Below are 15,751 nucleotides of genomic sequence, written 5' to 3'. Positions count from 1 at the left end.
GGCGCGGCAGCCGGGGACGGCGCCCTCCCACTCAGGCGGCCGAGACCTTCAGGCTGCCGTTCTTGTAGCGCTTGGCCATGTCGGCCAGCGCGATCGGCTTGATCGAGCCGGCATGCCCGGCCGTGCCGAACTGCTCGAAGCGTTCGGCCGCAAGGCTGCGCAGCGCGTCCATCGCCGGGCGCAGATATTTGCGCGGATCGAACTCGCCGCGGTTCTCGGTCAGCACCTTGCGGATCGCCCCGGTCATCGCCAGACGGGAATCGGTGTCGATATTGACCTTGCGCACGCCGTGGCGGATGCCGCGCTGGATCTCCTCCACCGGAACACCCCAGGTCTGGGGCATCTCGCCGCCATAGCGGTTGAACACCTCCTGCAGTTCCTCGGGAACGGAGGAGGATCCGTGCATCACAAGATGGGTGTTCGGCAGCTTCTGGTGGATCGCCTCGATGACGTTCATCGCGAGGACCTCGCCATCCGGCTTGCGCGAGAACTTGTAGGCACCGTGCGAGGTGCCCATGGCTACCGCGAGCGCATCGACATGGGTGTCCTCGACGAAGCGGGCCGCCTCGTCCGGATCGGTCAGGAGCTTGTCGTGGCCGAGCGTGCCTTCGAAACCGTGGCCGTCTTCTGCTTCGCCGGCACCGGTTTCCAGCGAACCCAGAACGCCGATTTCACCCTCGACCGAGGCGCCGCACCAGTGCGCCATGTCGGCGACCCTGCGCGTGATCGAGGCATTGTAGGCGTAGTCGGCGAGCGACTTGCCGTCTTCCTTCAGCGAGCCGTCCATCATCACCGAGGTGAAGCCGTGCTGGATGGCGGTGATGCAGGTCGCTTCGTTGTTGCCGTGGTCGAGATGCATGCAGATCGGGATGTCAGGGTGCATCTCGGCGAGACCCTCGACCAGGCGGGCGAGGATGAGATCGTTGGCATAGGCACGGGCACCGCGGCTCGCCTGCAGGATGACAGGCGAGTGGGTGAGGTTCGCCGCCTCCATGATGGCGAGACCCTGCTCCATATTGTTGATGTTGAAGGCAGGCACCCCGTAGCCGTACTCGGCGGCGTGGTCGAGGAGCTGGCGGAGGGTGATGAGGGCCATGGAGCTGTCGTCCTGTACGTGGGGGTGCGGGCGGCGGTGCTGCCTCAGGCGAGGGCGGATGTGACGGATTCGACGATGCCAAGATAACCCTCCGCCTGCCAGGCGGAGCGGCCGATGAAGAGGCCATCGATGTTTTGGCGGGAGGCCAGATCGACGCAATTCGTCGGGTTGACGCTGCCGCCGTAGAGAACCGGGAGCGGGCGGCCGAGAAGGCCGGTGACGACCTCCTTCACCTCGCCCTGACGCTCGTCGGCAAAGCCGGGGTCGGCGGGCGTGCCGCCTTCGCCGATCGACCAGACCGGCTCATAGGCGAGGATCACCGTGGCGCCGTCCTGCCACTGAACCCTGGAGAGCGCGGCCTCGGTCTGGCGCTTCAGCACGGCAGCGGTCTCGCCGGCCTCGTACTCCTCGCGCGTGTCGCCGATGCAGACGAGCGCGATGAGGCCGTGACGGACGGCGGCGGCGGTCTTCAGCGACACCGTCTCGTCAGTCTCGTTGAAGAAGGTGCGGCGCTCGCTGTGGCCGATCTCGACCAGCCGGCCGCCGGCGTCCTTCACCTGCAGCGGCGAAATCTCGCCGGTCCAGGCGCCGGCGTCCTGCCAGTGGGCGTTCTGCGCGCCCACGGTGACGCGCGTGCCGTCCAGCGCGTCGGAGACGCGGGAGAGGACGGTGAAAGGCGGGATGACGAAGAGCGACGCGGCATCGGACTGGGCCCAAGGCGAGGCAGCGAGCGTGGTGCAAAAGGCGTCAGCCTCGGCCCGCGTCTTGTTCATCTTCCAGCTGGTGCCGATAAAGGGCCGCTTGCCCATGAATGCCTCGTCCGGATGAAGGCCGCCATCGATCGATTGCGGCAGGAGCGGGGGCTCACGCTGGGCCGGCGCAGCGTGAGTGGAGCGGCGGCACCGAGCGCCGCCGCTTAGGCCCGTCAGCTTGCGAGCTTGGCCTTGACCTTGGCAGCGACGGCGTCCGGCGTGATGCCGAAATGCTCGTAGAGGTCCGGGCCAGGCGCCGAGGCGCCGAAGCCGTTCATGCCGATGACATCGTCCTCGCTCTCCACGTAGCGCGTCCAGCCGAAGGGGCTGGCGGCCTCCACGGCGATGCGCGGCGCGGTGCCGAGCACTTCGTCGCGATAGCTCTTCGACTGACGAGCGAACAGCTCGAAGGACGGAAGCGAGACGACCGCGACTGCGATGCCTTCTTCGGCCAGCTTGTCCTTGGCGGCAACGGCGATCTCGACCTCCGAGCCGGTGGCCAGGATCGTCGCCTGGCGCTCACCATGCGGGGCCGACAGGACGTAGCCGCCCTTGGCGGAGCGGTTCTCACCTTCGTCGGTGCGCAGCGTGCGCACGTTCTGGCGCGTCAGAACGAGGGTCGAGGGCGTGCGCGTCTCCTGGAGGGCGAGCTCCCAGCACTCGGCGGTCTCCACTCCGTCGGCCGGGCGGAAGACGTTCATGTTCGGCATCGCCCGCAGCGAGGCGACATGCTCGATCGGCTGGTGCGTCGGGCCGTCCTCGCCCTGGCCGATGGAATCATGCGTCATGACGTAGACGACCGGCTGGTTCATCAGCGCCGACAGTCGCATGGCAGGGCGCGCATAGTCGCTGAAGCAGAGGAAGGTGCCGCCGAAGGGGATGAAGCCGCCATGCAGCGACAGCCCGTTCATGACGGCAGCCATGCCGTGCTCGCGAACGCCGTAATAGATGTAGTTGCCGTTCGGATCGTTCGGCGTGATCGGCTTGGCGCCCCCGGCCTTGGTCAGGTTGGAGCCGGAGAGATCTGCCGAGCCGCCGATGATCTTCTTGGACGCGGCGCTGATGGCGTCGATGACGCTCTGGCTCGCCTTGCGCGTGGCAACGCTCGGCTCGGTCGCCAGCTTGCGCTTCACCTCGCCGATGACAGCTGTGAGGTCGCCATCGAAGCCCTCGGCCATGATGGCCTTCCACTCCGCGGCCTTGTCGGAAGCGGCGAGCCGCTTCTCCCAAGCCTCCGCCTCGGCGGCACCACGGCTGCCGACGGCCTTCCAGAAATCGGTGACATCGTCCGGCAGCACGAAAGGCTCATGCGCCCAGACAAGCGACTCGCGGGCGAAGGCAATGCCCTCCGCGCCAACCGGCGATCCATGGACGCCGGAGGTGCCGGCCTTCTTGCCAACGCCGAAGCCGATGGTGGTGCGGCAGGCGATCAGGCTCGGCTTGTCGGTCTTGCGCGCCGCCTCAATGGCGGCGGCGACGGCGTCCGGATCATGGCCGTCGACGGCAGTATAGTCCCACTGGGCGCCTTCCATGCGCAGGCGCATCTCTTCCGAGGTCGAAAGGTCGGTCGCGCCGTCGATGGTGATGCGGTTGTCGTCCCACAGGACGATCAGCTTGCCGAGCTTCAGGTGGCCGGCCAGCGAGATCGCCTCCTGGCTGACGCCCTCCATGAAGCAGCCATCGCCGGCGATCGAATAGGTGTAGTGCGAGCAGAGCTCCGAGCCGAAGCGGCTTTCCAGGATCCGCTCGGCGAGCGCCATGCCGACGGCGGTCGCGATGCCCTGGCCGAGCGGACCGGTGGTGGTCTCGATGCCTTCGCCATGGCCGTATTCGGGATGGCCGGCAGTCTTGGCGCCGAGTTGGCGGAAGCGCTTCAGCTCCTCGATCGGGAAGTCCTTGTAGCCGGTCAGGTGCAGCAGCGAATACAGCAGCATCGAGCCGTGGCCGGCGGAGAGAACGAAACGGTCGCGGTCCGGCCAATGCGGACGGCTGGCGTCGAACTTCATGAAGCGGCTGAACAGGACGGTCGCCGCATCGGCCATACCAAGCGGCATGCCGGGATGGCCGGACTTGGCTTTCTCGACGGCATCCATCGACAGGAAGCGGATGCCGCTCGCCATCTTGCGCACAGTGGCGGCGTCCGTCGAACCGGTGATCTCGGCTGAATCCTGCATGGGGTCTCCTCCTCCTTCGTGACTGCAGCCGCGCCAGAGGCGGGCGATACGATGGGCGACGGCGGCGTTTCGCCTGCCATCCGTTCCGATGATCGGTGCCCACCGATTTGCAGTCGCTTTGCCGGATCGTGCCGCGCACGACCCTTGCGCCAATGACATTCCCCACAGCTAAAGCACGGACCGCCGGAGGGGATCAATGACCGACGGGCGAAAATGCGCAATTGATCGGCGCCAGAACATCTGATCAGATGATGTCGCAGCTGTGATCGTGTGATCCGGCGTGCAGCCGAGCGACAGCCAGGCACGGACGTGCTGTCAGGACGATCCACGTGGACGCAGGCAACGGGCACGATCTTCTCGCCGCCATTGCGCGCCGTTATTACGAGGGCGACGCTACCCAGGCCGAGATCGCCGCCGAGTTCGGCCTGTCGCGCGTCAAGGTCGGGCGGCTGCTGCGCCAGGCTAAGGACGACGGTATCGTCGAGGTGCGCATCCACGTGCCTTCCGGCATAGCGGAAGAGCTGGAACGGCGGCTGCGCGCGCGGTTTGGCCTGACGACCGCCTTGATTGCCGCCGACTACGCCGATGCCGAGGAGCAGCGCCGGGCCGTGGCCGGGCTTGTCGCGAGCTATCTGGAGCGGCACCTGAACGATGGCGCCAGCGTCGCGGTGGGCATGGGCCGCAACGTCGCGGCGGTCGCCGACACGCTGGGTGCTCCGACGCTGAGGCTCGGCACCTTCGTCTGCGCCACCGGCGGCGCGCTGCGGGCCGGCGAACCGTGGAACGCCGATCATATCTGCCGCAAGCTGGCCGCGCGCTTCGGCGGCGTGGCCGAGACGCTCTATGCGCCAGCATATGTGCCCGATCGCGAGCTGCGCGACGCGTTGATGCGCAATCAGACCGTCAAGCATACACTCGACATCGCCCGGAATGCCGACTTCGCGCTGATAGGCGTCGGCGACCTCGGCGAAGACAGCCATATGGTGCGGATGGGCTGGTTTAAGCGCGAGGAGATCCTGAAGGCGCGCGCCGCCGGCGTCGTCGGCGACCTCATGGGCTACGATTTTTTCGATATCGACGGGCGCGAGCGCAACGAGATCCTGGGCGGGCGCGTGGTCGGGCTGCGGCTCCAGGACATCCGGGCCATTCCGTCGGCCATCGCCATCGCGGCCGAGCCCTCCAAGACCATGGCGCTGCTCGGCGCGCTGCGCACCGGCGTCGTCGATGTGGCGGCGCTGCCGTTGGCGAGCGCGCAGGCGCTGCTGGCGCTGGATGCCGCCACCGGCCCCGCGGATGCAATGGATGCACCCACGGAGGTGCCCAAGGGTTGAACCTTTGACATGCTCGTGTGCATATGAGCAGCAATTCCGCACCAACCGAGGAGATGCGACATGAAGATCATCGTGGCCGGCGACAGTGCCGGCGAGCCGCTGGCCGCCGCCATCATCGAGCATCTGAAGAAGCGCACGGATATCACCGTTGCAAGCGGCAGCCCGTCCGCTGACGCCAAGGACGAGCGCTATGCGACGACCTCCGAGCGCGCCGCCAGCGCCATCATCAGCGGCGAATATGATCGCGGCATCCTGTGCTGCGGCACGGGCATCGGCGTCTGCATCTCGGCCAACAAGGTGCCGGGCATCCGCGCCGCGCTGACGCACGACACCTATTCGGCCGAGCGCGCCGCCAAGAGCAACAACGCCCAGATCATCACCATGGGCGCGCGGGTGATCGGGCCCGAGCTCGCCAAGGCGATCGTCGACAAGTTCCTGGAATCGGACTTCGATCCGAAGAGCTCGTCAGGCCCGAATGTCGACGCGATCGACGCGCTGGACCGCAAGTACAACGCCTGCTGAATGGTGCTTTGCGTGCTTGCTGCCGCAGATCACCAAGACGACCAGGGCGCCCGATGTCGGGCGCCTTTTTCGTTTTGACGCTCGGCGCACGAGCCAGGCGAGGGCGCTCCGCCTCCCGCTTCGACAGGTCCGGTGTTCGCGCGGCGGTTGACGGCGTCTCCCTCGAGGCTTGCCAAAGCGTGTCCGGTGCTCCTTCATCACGGCCGCGACGGCGCGGCCTCGGGAGGATGAATGAGGCCACGACACGTCTTGATATGACCGCGCCGACGGTCCGAACCGTCATGCGCTGGTTCGGAGCTGCCGGCCGGCGCTTGGGAGGGCGGCAGCCGGCATGAAAGTTCTCATCATTGGTGCAGCCGGCATGATCGGCCGCAAGCTGGCGGCGCAAATGGCCGCCGACGGTCGTATCGGCGACGAGGCGGTCGAGGCTCTGCATCTCGTCGACGTGGTCGAGCCGGAGGCGCCCGCTGGCGCCGGTATTGCCGTGAGGACGGAGGCTGCCGATGTCTCGGTCTCGGGCACGGCGGCGCGGTTGATCGAGGGGCGCCCGGATCTCGTGGTGCATCTCGCGGCCATCGTTTCCGGCGAGGCCGAGGCCGATTTCGAGAAAGGCTACCGCATCAATCTCGACGGTACGCGCGATCTCTTCGAGGCGATCCGGATCGCCAACGGTCAGGACGGTTACCGGCCGCGCGTCCTCTTTGCCTCCTCCATCGCCGTCTTCGGGGCGCCGTTCCCGGCCAGGATTCCGGATGAATTTCATCTGACGCCGCTGACGAGCTACGGCACGCAGAAGGCGATCGCCGAGCTGCTCCTGGCGGACTATACGCGCCGCGGCTTCTTCGACGGGATCGGCATCCGGCTGCCGACGATCTGCATCCGGCCCGGCCGGCCGAACAAGGCGGCATCGGGCTTCTTCTCCAACATCCTGCGCGAGCCAATCAACGGGCAGGAGGCGGTGCTGCCGGTGTCGGAGGACGTGCGGCACTGGTTCGCCAGCCCACGCGCGGCGGTCGGCTTCTTCCTGCATGCCGCAACGCTTGATGGTGATGCGATCGGGCCGCGCCGCAATCTCTCCATGCCGGGCCTTTCCGCCACCGTCGGCGAGGAGATCGAGGCGCTCGGCCGCATCGCCGGACGGGAGGCGTTGCGGCTGATCCGCCGCGAATCCGACGCGACGATCGCGCGCATCGTCTCCGGCTGGGCTACAGACTTCGACGCAAGCCGAGCCGCCGGGCTCGGCTTTCGCGCGGAAACCTCGTTCGACGAGATCATCCGTGTCTACCTGGAAGACGAAATGGGACGGACTGCATGATCAGATACTCGGCCAATCTCGGCTTTCTCTGGCGCGAACTCGACCTGCCCGCCGCGATCCGGCGCGCCAAGGATGCCGGGTTCGCTGCCGTGGAATGCCACTGGCCCTATGACGAGGATGCCGGCGCCGTGCGCGCGGCCCTCATCGAGACAGGCCTGCCGATGCTGGGCCTCAACACCCGCAAAGGCGCGGAGGAGGGCGACTTCGGTCTCGCCGCGGTACCGGGGCGCGAAGCGGAAGCGCGCGCGGCGATCGAGGAGGCGTTCGCCTATGCCGATGCGATCGGGGCACAGGCCGTGCATGTCATGGCGGGCCGGGCCGGCGACGACCAACGAGGCGGCGCCGTTTTCGAGGCCAATCTCCGCTTTGCCTGCGATCTCGCCGCAGGCTCGGGCCGAACCGTCCTGATCGAGCCGATCAACGGACGCGACGTGCCGGGCTATTTCCTGTCCAGCGTCGAACAGGCGGCAGCGATCGTCGCGCGGCTGGCGAGGCCCGAGCTGAAGATCATGTTCGATTGCTACCATACGCAGATCACCGAGGGTGATCTCCTGACCCGCTTCGAGCGACATCAAGCCGCCATTGGCCATGTGCAGATCGCGGCGGTCCCGTCCCGTGCCGAGCCGGACGAGGGGGAAGTGGCTTATCCGCGTCTGCTCGCCGCCTTCGATGCCGCCGGCTACGATGGCTTCATTGGCGCCGAATACAGGCCGCGCGGCCGCACCGAGGACGGTCTGCGCTGGATGATGGACTTCGCCTTGTAGGACGGCCATCGTTATCATCAGCGTTGTCGAGTTTTGGTCCCCGTCACCGGCCGGGACGGTGTCTTCTATTGCAAGTCTCTGACTTCAATCAGACTTTGGTATAGTCATACTATTTGTGCTTGCATGGCTTCGCTGATGTCGTGCAAGCTGATTTCCAGGAGGAGAGGCTGACCGCGACACGGGCGACGATGCACCAGGAGGATGGTGCGCCGTCGGCGGCGAAAGCCTTCGGGAGGATGGATGGAGAATGCAGGGGCGTCATTGCCGGACCGCATTGCGGTTCCGGGTCTCGGGTCCGTCGGGCTCGGGACAGCGTCCGGCGCGAGTCGTTCCGCCGCCGTACCGAGTGCAGCATGAGTGACGCGCGTTCCCGCATTGCCCTCGTCACCGGAGGCGGCACCGGCGTCGGCAAGGCGATCGCCAGCGCACTCGCGCAGGCTGGTTGGCAGGTGGTGATCTGCGGCCGCAGGCTCGACGTATTGGAGAGCGCGGCACGGGCGCTTGCGATCCGCTCCGGCCACGGGCGCGTGGTGGCCCTCTGCTGCGATATCACCGACCCGGATTCCGTCGGCGCACTGTTCGAAGAGATCGGCCGGCGCTTCGGGCGCCTCGACCTTCTTGTCAACAATGCCGGCGTCAACACGCCGCCCATCCCGCTCGAGGAGATCAGCTTCGAGCAGTGGAATACGATTCTCGGCGCCAATCTCACCGGCGCCTTCCTGTGCACGCAGGCTGCCTTCCGGATGATGAAGGCACAGGAGCCGCGCGGCGGGCGCATCATCAATAACGGTTCGATCTCGGCGACGACGCCGCGCCCCAATCAGGCGCCCTATGCCGCGACCAAGCATGCGATCACGGGCCTGACCAAGGCGACGGCGCTCGACGGACGAGCCTTCGACATCGCCTGCGGGCAGATCGACATCGGCAATGCCGCCAGCGAGATGACGTCCGCCATGTCGGCCGGCGTGCTGCAGGCGGATGGGAGGGTCGCGCCGGAGCCGACGATGGATCCCAGCCATGTCGGGCAGGCGGTCGTGTCAATGGCGGCGCTGCCGCTCGACGCCAACGTCCTGTCGATGACGATCATGGCCACCAAGATGCCCTTCGTCGGTCGAGGCTGAGGAGGGCAAGCGCTCGGGTCCGGCCTTGGAGGAGGCGGGGCTGGAGCGAAACGAGCTGATGAGACGATGACGCTGCACCGGTCTTCCGGTGCGGCCGTGGCCGACACGAGGCAAACGCCCGGCGGCTGCACAAGGGAGGAAGGTCCAGCATGGCATCCGTCGATATTGTCGACGTGCGCAAGTATTTCGGCGCGCATCCCGTCATCAAGGGCGTGGATGTGCAGATCGAAGACGGCGAGTTCGTGATCCTGGTCGGTCCGTCCGGCTGCGGGAAGTCGACGCTGCTGCGCATGATCGCGGGACTGGAACACATTTCCGGCGGCGAGATCCGCATCGGTGACCGCGTCGTCAACGACGTGCCGCCGAAGGATCGGGACATCGCGATGGTGTTCCAGAACTATGCGCTCTATCCGCATATGACGGTCGCCGACAACATGGCGTTCTCGCTGAAGCTGAAAGGCGCCAGCCGATCGGAGATCGAGGACAGGGTGAAGCCGGCGGCGGCGATCCTCGGTCTCTCGGCCTATCTCGACCGCTTTCCGCGCCAGCTGTCCGGCGGTCAGCGCCAGCGCGTCGCCATGGGGCGCGCCATCGTGCGCGATCCGCAGGTCTTCCTGTTCGACGAGCCGCTGTCGAACCTCGACGCCAAACTGCGCGTCTCGATGCGCACGGAGATCAAGAGCCTCCACCAGCGCCTGACGACGACGACGATCTACGTCACCCACGACCAGATCGAGGCCATGACCATGGCCGACAAGATCGTGGTGATGCAGGACGGCCGGATCGAGCAGATCGGCGCGCCGCTGGAACTCTACGACCGGCCGGACAATCTCTTCGTCGCCGGCTTCATCGGCTCGCCGGCCATGAACATGCTCCATGGCCGGGTCGATTCGGCGGATCCCTCACGCTTCGTCACCCGCGACGGCGTCGTGCTGCCGCTCGGCCGGCCCCGTCCGGACCTTACCGGCCGCGACCTCGTCTATGGCATGCGGCCGGAGGCGATCCAACTCGGCGGCTCCGTTTCGATCCAGGTGGACGTGATCGAGCCGACCGGCTCGGAGAGCCAGGTGATCGGCCGGCTCGGTGCGGCGGAGATCGCCTGCGTCTTTCGCGAGCGCGTCTCGGTCCGGCCCGGCGAGATGATGCCGGTTTCGATCGATCCGGCGGCGACGCACCTCTTCGACGCTGCCGACGGACGCCGCATCACGGCTGCCTAGCAACATGACGGCGACGGGCATCGGGGCCCCGAACGCTGCACGCCAACGAGCCCCGGGAGGAGCAGCAATGATCAACCGCAGAACATTCCTCGCCGGCACGGCCGGTCTTGCCGGCACGGCCTTCGCCGGGCCCTTTGCCGGCGGCAATGCCTTCGCGCAGGCCGCCGCGCCCACCTACAAGCCGGAAGAGGGCTCCAGCCTCCGGCTCCTGCGCTGGGTGCCCTTCGTCCCGGCCGAGGAGGAGGCCTGGCTCGCCAATACCAAGAAGTTCACCGATGCGACGGGCGTCGAAGTGCGCATCGATAAGGAAAGCTGGGAGGACGTGCGCCCGAAGGCCGCTGTTGCCGCCAATGTCGGCTCCGGGCCGGATATGGTGATGAGCTGGTTCGACGATCCGCAGCAATATCCCGACAAGCTCGTCGACCTGACCGACCTCGGCACCTCGATCGGCCAGGCGAATGGCGGCTGGTATGCCGGTCTGGAAGGCTATGCCAAGCGCGGCGACCAGTTCATCGCCCTGCCGCTCTGCGCCATCGGCAATGCGGTCGTCTACCGCGACAGCCACGTGAAGGCAGCGGGCTTCAGCGAATTCCCGAAAGACACGGCGGGCTTCCTGGAACTCTGCAAGGCGATGCAGGCCAAGGGAACACCGGCGGGCTTTCCGCACGGCAAGGCGGTGGGCGACGGCAACAACTATGCTCACTGGCTGCTGTGGAGCCATGGCGGCCAGATGGTCGACGAGAGCGGCAAGGTCGTCATCAACAGTCCGGAGACGCTTGCGGCCGTCAAATACGCCATGGAGCTCTACAAGACCTTCATTCCGGGCACGGAGAGCTGGCAGGACGTCAACAACAATCGCGCCTTCCTGGCTGGGCAGGTGTCGCTGATCGCCAACGGCGTCTCGGTCTACTACGCCGCGCTGAAAGATCCTGCGACGCAGGAAATGGCCAAGGACATGCGCTCCACCAACTTCCCGATCGGGCCCGTGGGCAAGTCGGTCGAGCTGGCCCAGACCTCGACGATCTCGGTGTTCAAGCACACCAAGTATCCCGAGGCGGCGAAGGCCTATCTCCAGTTCATGTACCAGCCGGACAACATGAATGCCTGGATCCAGGGCGCCAGCGCCTATTGCTGCCAGCCGCTGAAGGGGCTTGCCAACAATCCGGTGTGGACGTCGAACCCGATCCATGCCGCCTATGCGAGAGCGTCGGAGACGCTGCGGCCGAATGGCTATGCAGGTCCGCTGGGTGCGGCGTCTGCCGGCACCATGGCCGACTACGTCCTCGTCGACATGTTCGCCGAGGCGGTGACCGGCCAGTCCTCGCCGGAGGATGCGATCGCCAACGCCGAGCGCCGCGCCAACCGCTACTACCGCGTCTGACGCCTCCATGACCCTCGCGCGTCCGCCGGCTCACGGCGGGCGCGCCCCGCTTCCGCGCCCAAGGGTTCAGCCATGTCCGTTTCCACCGCTTCGCCGCCGGCCGGCACCAAGGCCTCGTTCTTCGAGCGCCTGTCGCAGAGCCGCAACGGGCTCGGCTTGCTCTTCATGCTGCCGGCAGCGCTGTTTCTCCTGTGCTTCCTGACCTACCCGCTGGGGCTCGGCGTCTGGCTCGGCTTCACCGATACGATGATCGGGCGGCCCGGCATCTTCATCGGGTTGGAGAACTACGAATATCTCTGGCACGACCGGGTGTTCTGGATGTCGGTGTTCAACACCGTCGTCTATACGGCCGTCGCCTCGGTGCTGAAATTCGTTCTCGGCCTCTGGCTGGCGATCATCCTGAACGAGCATCTGCCGTTCAAGACCTTCTTCCGGGCGATCATCCTCCTGCCTTGGGTGGTGCCGACCGTCCTATCGGCGCTCGCCTTCTGGTGGATCTACGATTCCCAGTTCTCGATCATCTCCTTCGTCTTGATGAAGGCCGGCCTGATCAGCGCGCCGATCAACTTCCTCGGCGACCCCACCAATGCGCGGCTGTCGGTGATCGCGGCCAATGTCTGGCGCGGCATTCCCTTCGTGGCGATTTCCCTGCTGGCGGGATTGCAGACGATCCCTGCTTCGCTGCACGAGGCGGCTGCGCTCGACGGCGCGACGTCCTGGCAGCGCTTCCGCTCGATCACCCTGCCGTTGCTGACGCCGATCATCGCCGTCGTAATGACCTTCTCGGTGCTCTTCACCTTCACCGACTTCCAGCTGATCTACGTGCTCACCAAGGGCGGGCCGGTGAATGCGACGCATCTGATGGCAACGCTCTCCTTCCAGCGCGGCATACCGGGCGGAGCACTCGGCGAGGGCGCCGCGATCGCGGTCGCCATGGTGCCGTTCCTGCTCGCCGCCATCCTGTTCTCCTTCTTCGGCCTGCAGCGGCGTCGCTGGCAGCAGGGCGGATCGGATTGAGGTCCCTCCCATGACCGTTCGCACCGCCACCGAGGCCACCCATCCGAGTGACGACATCGTCGGCATGTCGCATCACGACACGCTGGCCCGGAAGATCCTGGTGATCTACCTGCCGCTCGCCGCATTCCTGTTCGTGCTGCTGTTTCCGTTCTACTGGATGGCGATCACCGCGGTGAAGCCGAACGACCAGCTGACCAACTACGAGACCTATAGCCCGTTCTGGGTGGTGCGGCCGACGCTCGACCACATCAAGTATCTCCTGTTCGAGACGTCCTATCCCGGCTGGCTGTGGAACACCGTGATCGTCGCGGTGTGCTCCACCGTGATTGCGCTCGCAGCGTCGGTCTTCGCGGCCTATGCGATCGAGCGGGTGCGCTTTACCGGCGCACGGGTGACGGGGCTTCTCGTCTTCCTCGCCTATCTGATCCCGCCGTCGATCCTCTTCATCCCGCTCGCGTTCATCGTCTTCCAGGTTGGCATCTTCGATTCGCGCCTCGCGCTGATCCTGACCTATCCGACCTTCCTCATCCCATTCTGCACCTGGCTGCTGATGGGCTACTTCCGCTCCATCCCCTTCGAGCTGGAGGAGAGCGCCCTGGTGGACGGGGCAACGCGCTGGCAGATCCTGACCAAGATCGTGCTGCCGCTGGCGGTGCCCGGCCTGATCTCGGCTGGTATCTTCGCCTTCACGCTCGCCTGGAACGAGTTCATCTACGCGCTGACCTTCATCCAGTCGTCGGAGAACAAGACCGTACCGGTCGGCGTGCTGACCGAGCTCGTGCGCGGCGACGTCTATGAATGGGGGTCGCTGATGGCCGGCGCGCTGCTGGGATCGCTGCCGGTGGTGATCCTCTATTCCTTCTTCGTCGACTATTACGTCTCGTCCATGACGGGTGCCGTGAAGGAGTGATATCTCACTCGCCGCTGCGTCCGGCGAGCACTCCGCAAGGGCAGGGCCGGCGTTCGGCACCTTGTGTGGTGCCTCTGATCACGCGAGCTGTGATCGATGCCGCAACGTTAGATTAAGGCTCGCATCTCTAGTGTAAGATAGGAGATATATCGAACAACGAGTTCGCTGTGCCGAAGCCGACCAAACTGTTCGCGTTGCTGAGCCTCTCACAGGCAAGCCCTGAACTGCTGCGCGCCCAGTATGCCGAACTGCAGCGGCAGGTGCCGCTGATGTATGCGCTGCTGATGGTGAACGCCTGCGCCGTCGCCTTCACGCATTACGAGTTCGCGCCGGTTTACCTCAGCGTCGGCGTCGTCAGCGTGCTCTTCTCGGTCTGCGGCATCCGTATCGTCATGTGGCTCTCGCAGCGGTCGATCCCGGACGATCCCGCCCTCATCGCACGTCAGCTCCGGCGCACGGTCGTGCTGGCAGGCGTCATCTCGATCGCGTTCATCGCCTGGTCTCTCGCGCTCGATCGCTACGGCGGCCCCTATGAGCGCGGACATGTGGCGCTCTACATCGCCATCACCGTGATCGGCTGCATCTTCTGCCTGACGCATCTGCCGCAGGCCGCGCTCGTCGTCACCGCCATCGTGACCGTGCCCTATCTCGTCCATTACCTGACGCTGGACGACCCCGTCTTCTTCGCGATGGCCTTGAACATCTTTCTCGTCACCTGCGTCATGATCCAAGTGGTGCTGTACAGCTTCCAGAGCTTCGCCAAGCTGGTGGAATCGCAGGTCGACGTGGCCGCCAAGAGCGCCGAGACGCAGGCGCTCAGCGAAGAGAACGCGCGGCTGGCGCAGACCGACAGCCTCACCGGGCTGCCGAACCGGCGCTACTTCTTCGCGCAGATGGAGCGGATGATCGAGCGCTCGCGTGCCGACGGACGCCGCTTCGCCGTCGGCCTCGTGGACCTCGACCGCTTCAAGCCGGTGAACGACACCTACGGGCACATCCTGGGCGACGAACTCCTCGCAGACGTTGCGGTCCGCATGGTGCATGGGGCCGGCGGCAGCGTGACGGTCTGCCGCCTCGGCGGCGACGAGTTCGGCCTGCTGATCGCCGATGACGTCGACGAGGCGGCGGCGGAGACGCTCGGCCAGCACTTCTGCGATCTGCTGGCGCAGCCGTTCGAGATCGACGACGTGCAGATCGTGCTCGGCGGCTCATGCGGGCTGGCGGTGTTTCCCGACGCCGGCGATGACGCGCCGACGCTCTTCGATCGCTGCGACTATGCTCTGTACCATTCGAAGTCGCAGCGACGGGGGCAGGCGACCGTGTTCTCGATCGAGCACGAGATCCGCATTCGAGCTGATCGGGCAATCGAGACGGCGCTGCAGTCCGCAACCATCAGCGAGGAGATGGAGGTCCACTTCCAGCCGATCGTCGACATCGTCAGCGGCCATGTGGTCTCCGTCGAGGCGCTGGCCCGCTGGAACAGTTCGACCCTCGGCCGCATCAGCCCGGATGTCTTCATCGCCGTTGCCGAGCGCTCAGGCCTGATCAGCGGGCTGACATTGATGCTGTTCCGCAAGGCTCTGGCCGACTGGAGCGAGCTGCCAGGCCAGATCAAGCTCTGCTTCAATCTTTCGGCACACGACGTCACCAGTTCGGAAACTGTGCTCGGTCTGATCACGGCGATCCGCAGCTCCGGCGTCGAACCGGGGCGGATCACCTTCGAACTGACCGAGACTGCAGTGATGCGCAACTTCGAGGTCGCGGCACGAGCGATCGGCCTCCTGCGGTCCTTCGGCGTGCGCGTCGCTCTCGATGATTTCGGCACCGGCTATTCGAGCCTCGGCTACCTGCATCGTCTGCCAATCGACCGGCTGAAGATCGACCGCAGCTTCATCGCGGATCTCACCAGCCCGTCCGGGCGCAACATCGTCACGGCGATTGTCGGGCTCTGCCGCGACCTGAAGCTCGATTGTATCGTCGAGGGCGTCGAGAGCGGCGAGCAACTGGCTGAGGTCAAGGCGCTCGGATGTCGGCTGGCGCAGGGTTATCTGTTCTCGCAGCCGATGCCGGCGGGGCAATGCGCCTCCTGGATCGAGGCCCGTGACGAGAGGGCCGCGACCGGCTGACGTCTGAGGCTTGACGATCCGGGCG

Annotated in this window: 13 protein-coding genes; 10 read left to right on the top strand and 3 right to left on the bottom strand. The window is 66.1% G+C overall.

Going from position 1 to position 15,751, the window contains the following annotated elements; all coding sequences use genetic code 11:
• Window positions 1-31 precede the first annotated feature (31 nt).
• The 3 genes from fba to tkt all read right to left on the bottom strand — a co-directional run bounded on the left by fba (window position 32) and on the right by tkt (window position 4,022).
• Window positions 32-1,096, bottom strand: a complete 1,065-nt coding sequence (fba, locus tag C0R46_RS19360) for a class II fructose-bisphosphate aldolase (RefSeq protein WP_102961317.1) — start codon at window positions 1,094-1,096, stop codon at window positions 32-34.
• Between the two features lie 44 nt (window positions 1,097-1,140).
• A complete protein-coding gene (locus C0R46_RS19355) occupies window positions 1,141-1,905 on the bottom strand; it encodes a triose-phosphate isomerase (RefSeq protein ID WP_102961316.1) in 765 nt (254 codons plus the stop codon).
• Window positions 1,906-2,021: 116 nt separating this feature from the next.
• Window positions 2,022-4,022, bottom strand: coding sequence for a transketolase (gene tkt / locus C0R46_RS19350; RefSeq protein WP_102961315.1), 2,001 nt, complete (start codon window positions 4,020-4,022; stop codon window positions 2,022-2,024).
• A 329-nt stretch (window positions 4,023-4,351) separates the two neighbouring features.
• On the opposite strand from tkt, the gene C0R46_RS19345 reads away from it, so the two are divergent.
• The 10 genes from C0R46_RS19345 to C0R46_RS19300 all read left to right on the top strand — a co-directional run bounded on the left by C0R46_RS19345 (window position 4,352) and on the right by C0R46_RS19300 (window position 15,726).
• Window positions 4,352-5,353, top strand: coding sequence for a sugar-binding transcriptional regulator (locus tag C0R46_RS19345; RefSeq protein ID WP_102961314.1), 1,002 nt, complete (start codon window positions 4,352-4,354; stop codon window positions 5,351-5,353).
• A gap of 60 nt (window positions 5,354-5,413) precedes the next feature.
• A complete protein-coding gene (gene derI / locus C0R46_RS19340; protein ID WP_102961313.1) occupies window positions 5,414-5,875 on the top strand; it encodes a D-erythrulose-4-phosphate isomerase in 462 nt (153 codons plus the stop codon).
• 331 nt (window positions 5,876-6,206) lie between these two features.
• Window positions 6,207-7,190, top strand: coding sequence for a D-erythronate dehydrogenase (gene denD, locus C0R46_RS19335; RefSeq protein ID WP_102961312.1), 984 nt, complete (start codon window positions 6,207-6,209; stop codon window positions 7,188-7,190).
• A complete protein-coding gene (locus tag C0R46_RS19330; protein WP_102961311.1) occupies window positions 7,187-7,954 on the top strand; it encodes a hydroxypyruvate isomerase family protein in 768 nt (255 codons plus the stop codon). Before denD ends, C0R46_RS19330 begins: the two co-directional genes overlap by 4 nt.
• 353 nt (window positions 7,955-8,307) lie before the next feature.
• Entirely contained in the window at window positions 8,308-9,075 is a 768-nt protein-coding gene (locus C0R46_RS19325; RefSeq protein ID WP_102961310.1) for an SDR family oxidoreductase, read from the top strand.
• 149 nt (window positions 9,076-9,224) lie between these two features.
• Complete coding sequence (locus C0R46_RS19320; protein ID WP_102961309.1) at window positions 9,225-10,292, top strand: ABC transporter ATP-binding protein; 1,068 nt, start codon at window positions 9,225-9,227, stop codon at window positions 10,290-10,292.
• 67 nt (window positions 10,293-10,359) lie between these two features.
• Window positions 10,360-11,673 (top strand): ABC transporter substrate-binding protein, encoded by a 1,314-nt coding sequence (locus C0R46_RS19315; RefSeq protein ID WP_102961308.1) that lies wholly within the window; start codon window positions 10,360-10,362, stop codon window positions 11,671-11,673.
• Between the two features lie 165 nt (window positions 11,674-11,838).
• Entirely contained in the window at window positions 11,839-12,690 is an 852-nt protein-coding gene (locus C0R46_RS19310; RefSeq protein ID WP_245413686.1) for a carbohydrate ABC transporter permease, read from the top strand.
• 10 nt (window positions 12,691-12,700) lie between these two features.
• Window positions 12,701-13,600 carry a carbohydrate ABC transporter permease gene (locus C0R46_RS19305; RefSeq protein WP_102961306.1) on the top strand — a complete coding sequence of 300 codons (900 nt, stop codon included), beginning with the start codon at window positions 12,701-12,703 and terminating at the stop codon, window positions 13,598-13,600.
• Between the two features lie 167 nt (window positions 13,601-13,767).
• Complete coding sequence (locus tag C0R46_RS19300) at window positions 13,768-15,726, top strand: putative bifunctional diguanylate cyclase/phosphodiesterase (RefSeq protein ID WP_198598413.1); 1,959 nt, start codon at window positions 13,768-13,770, stop codon at window positions 15,724-15,726.
• Window positions 15,727-15,751 lie beyond the last annotated feature (25 nt).

This window comes from Mangrovicella endophytica, assembly GCF_002893625.1.
GTDB classification, from domain to species: Bacteria; Pseudomonadota; Alphaproteobacteria; order Rhizobiales; family Rhizobiaceae; genus Mangrovicella; species Mangrovicella endophytica.
Note: the sequence above shows the minus strand (reverse complement) of the source record. Positions and strands in the feature narration are given on the sequence as shown.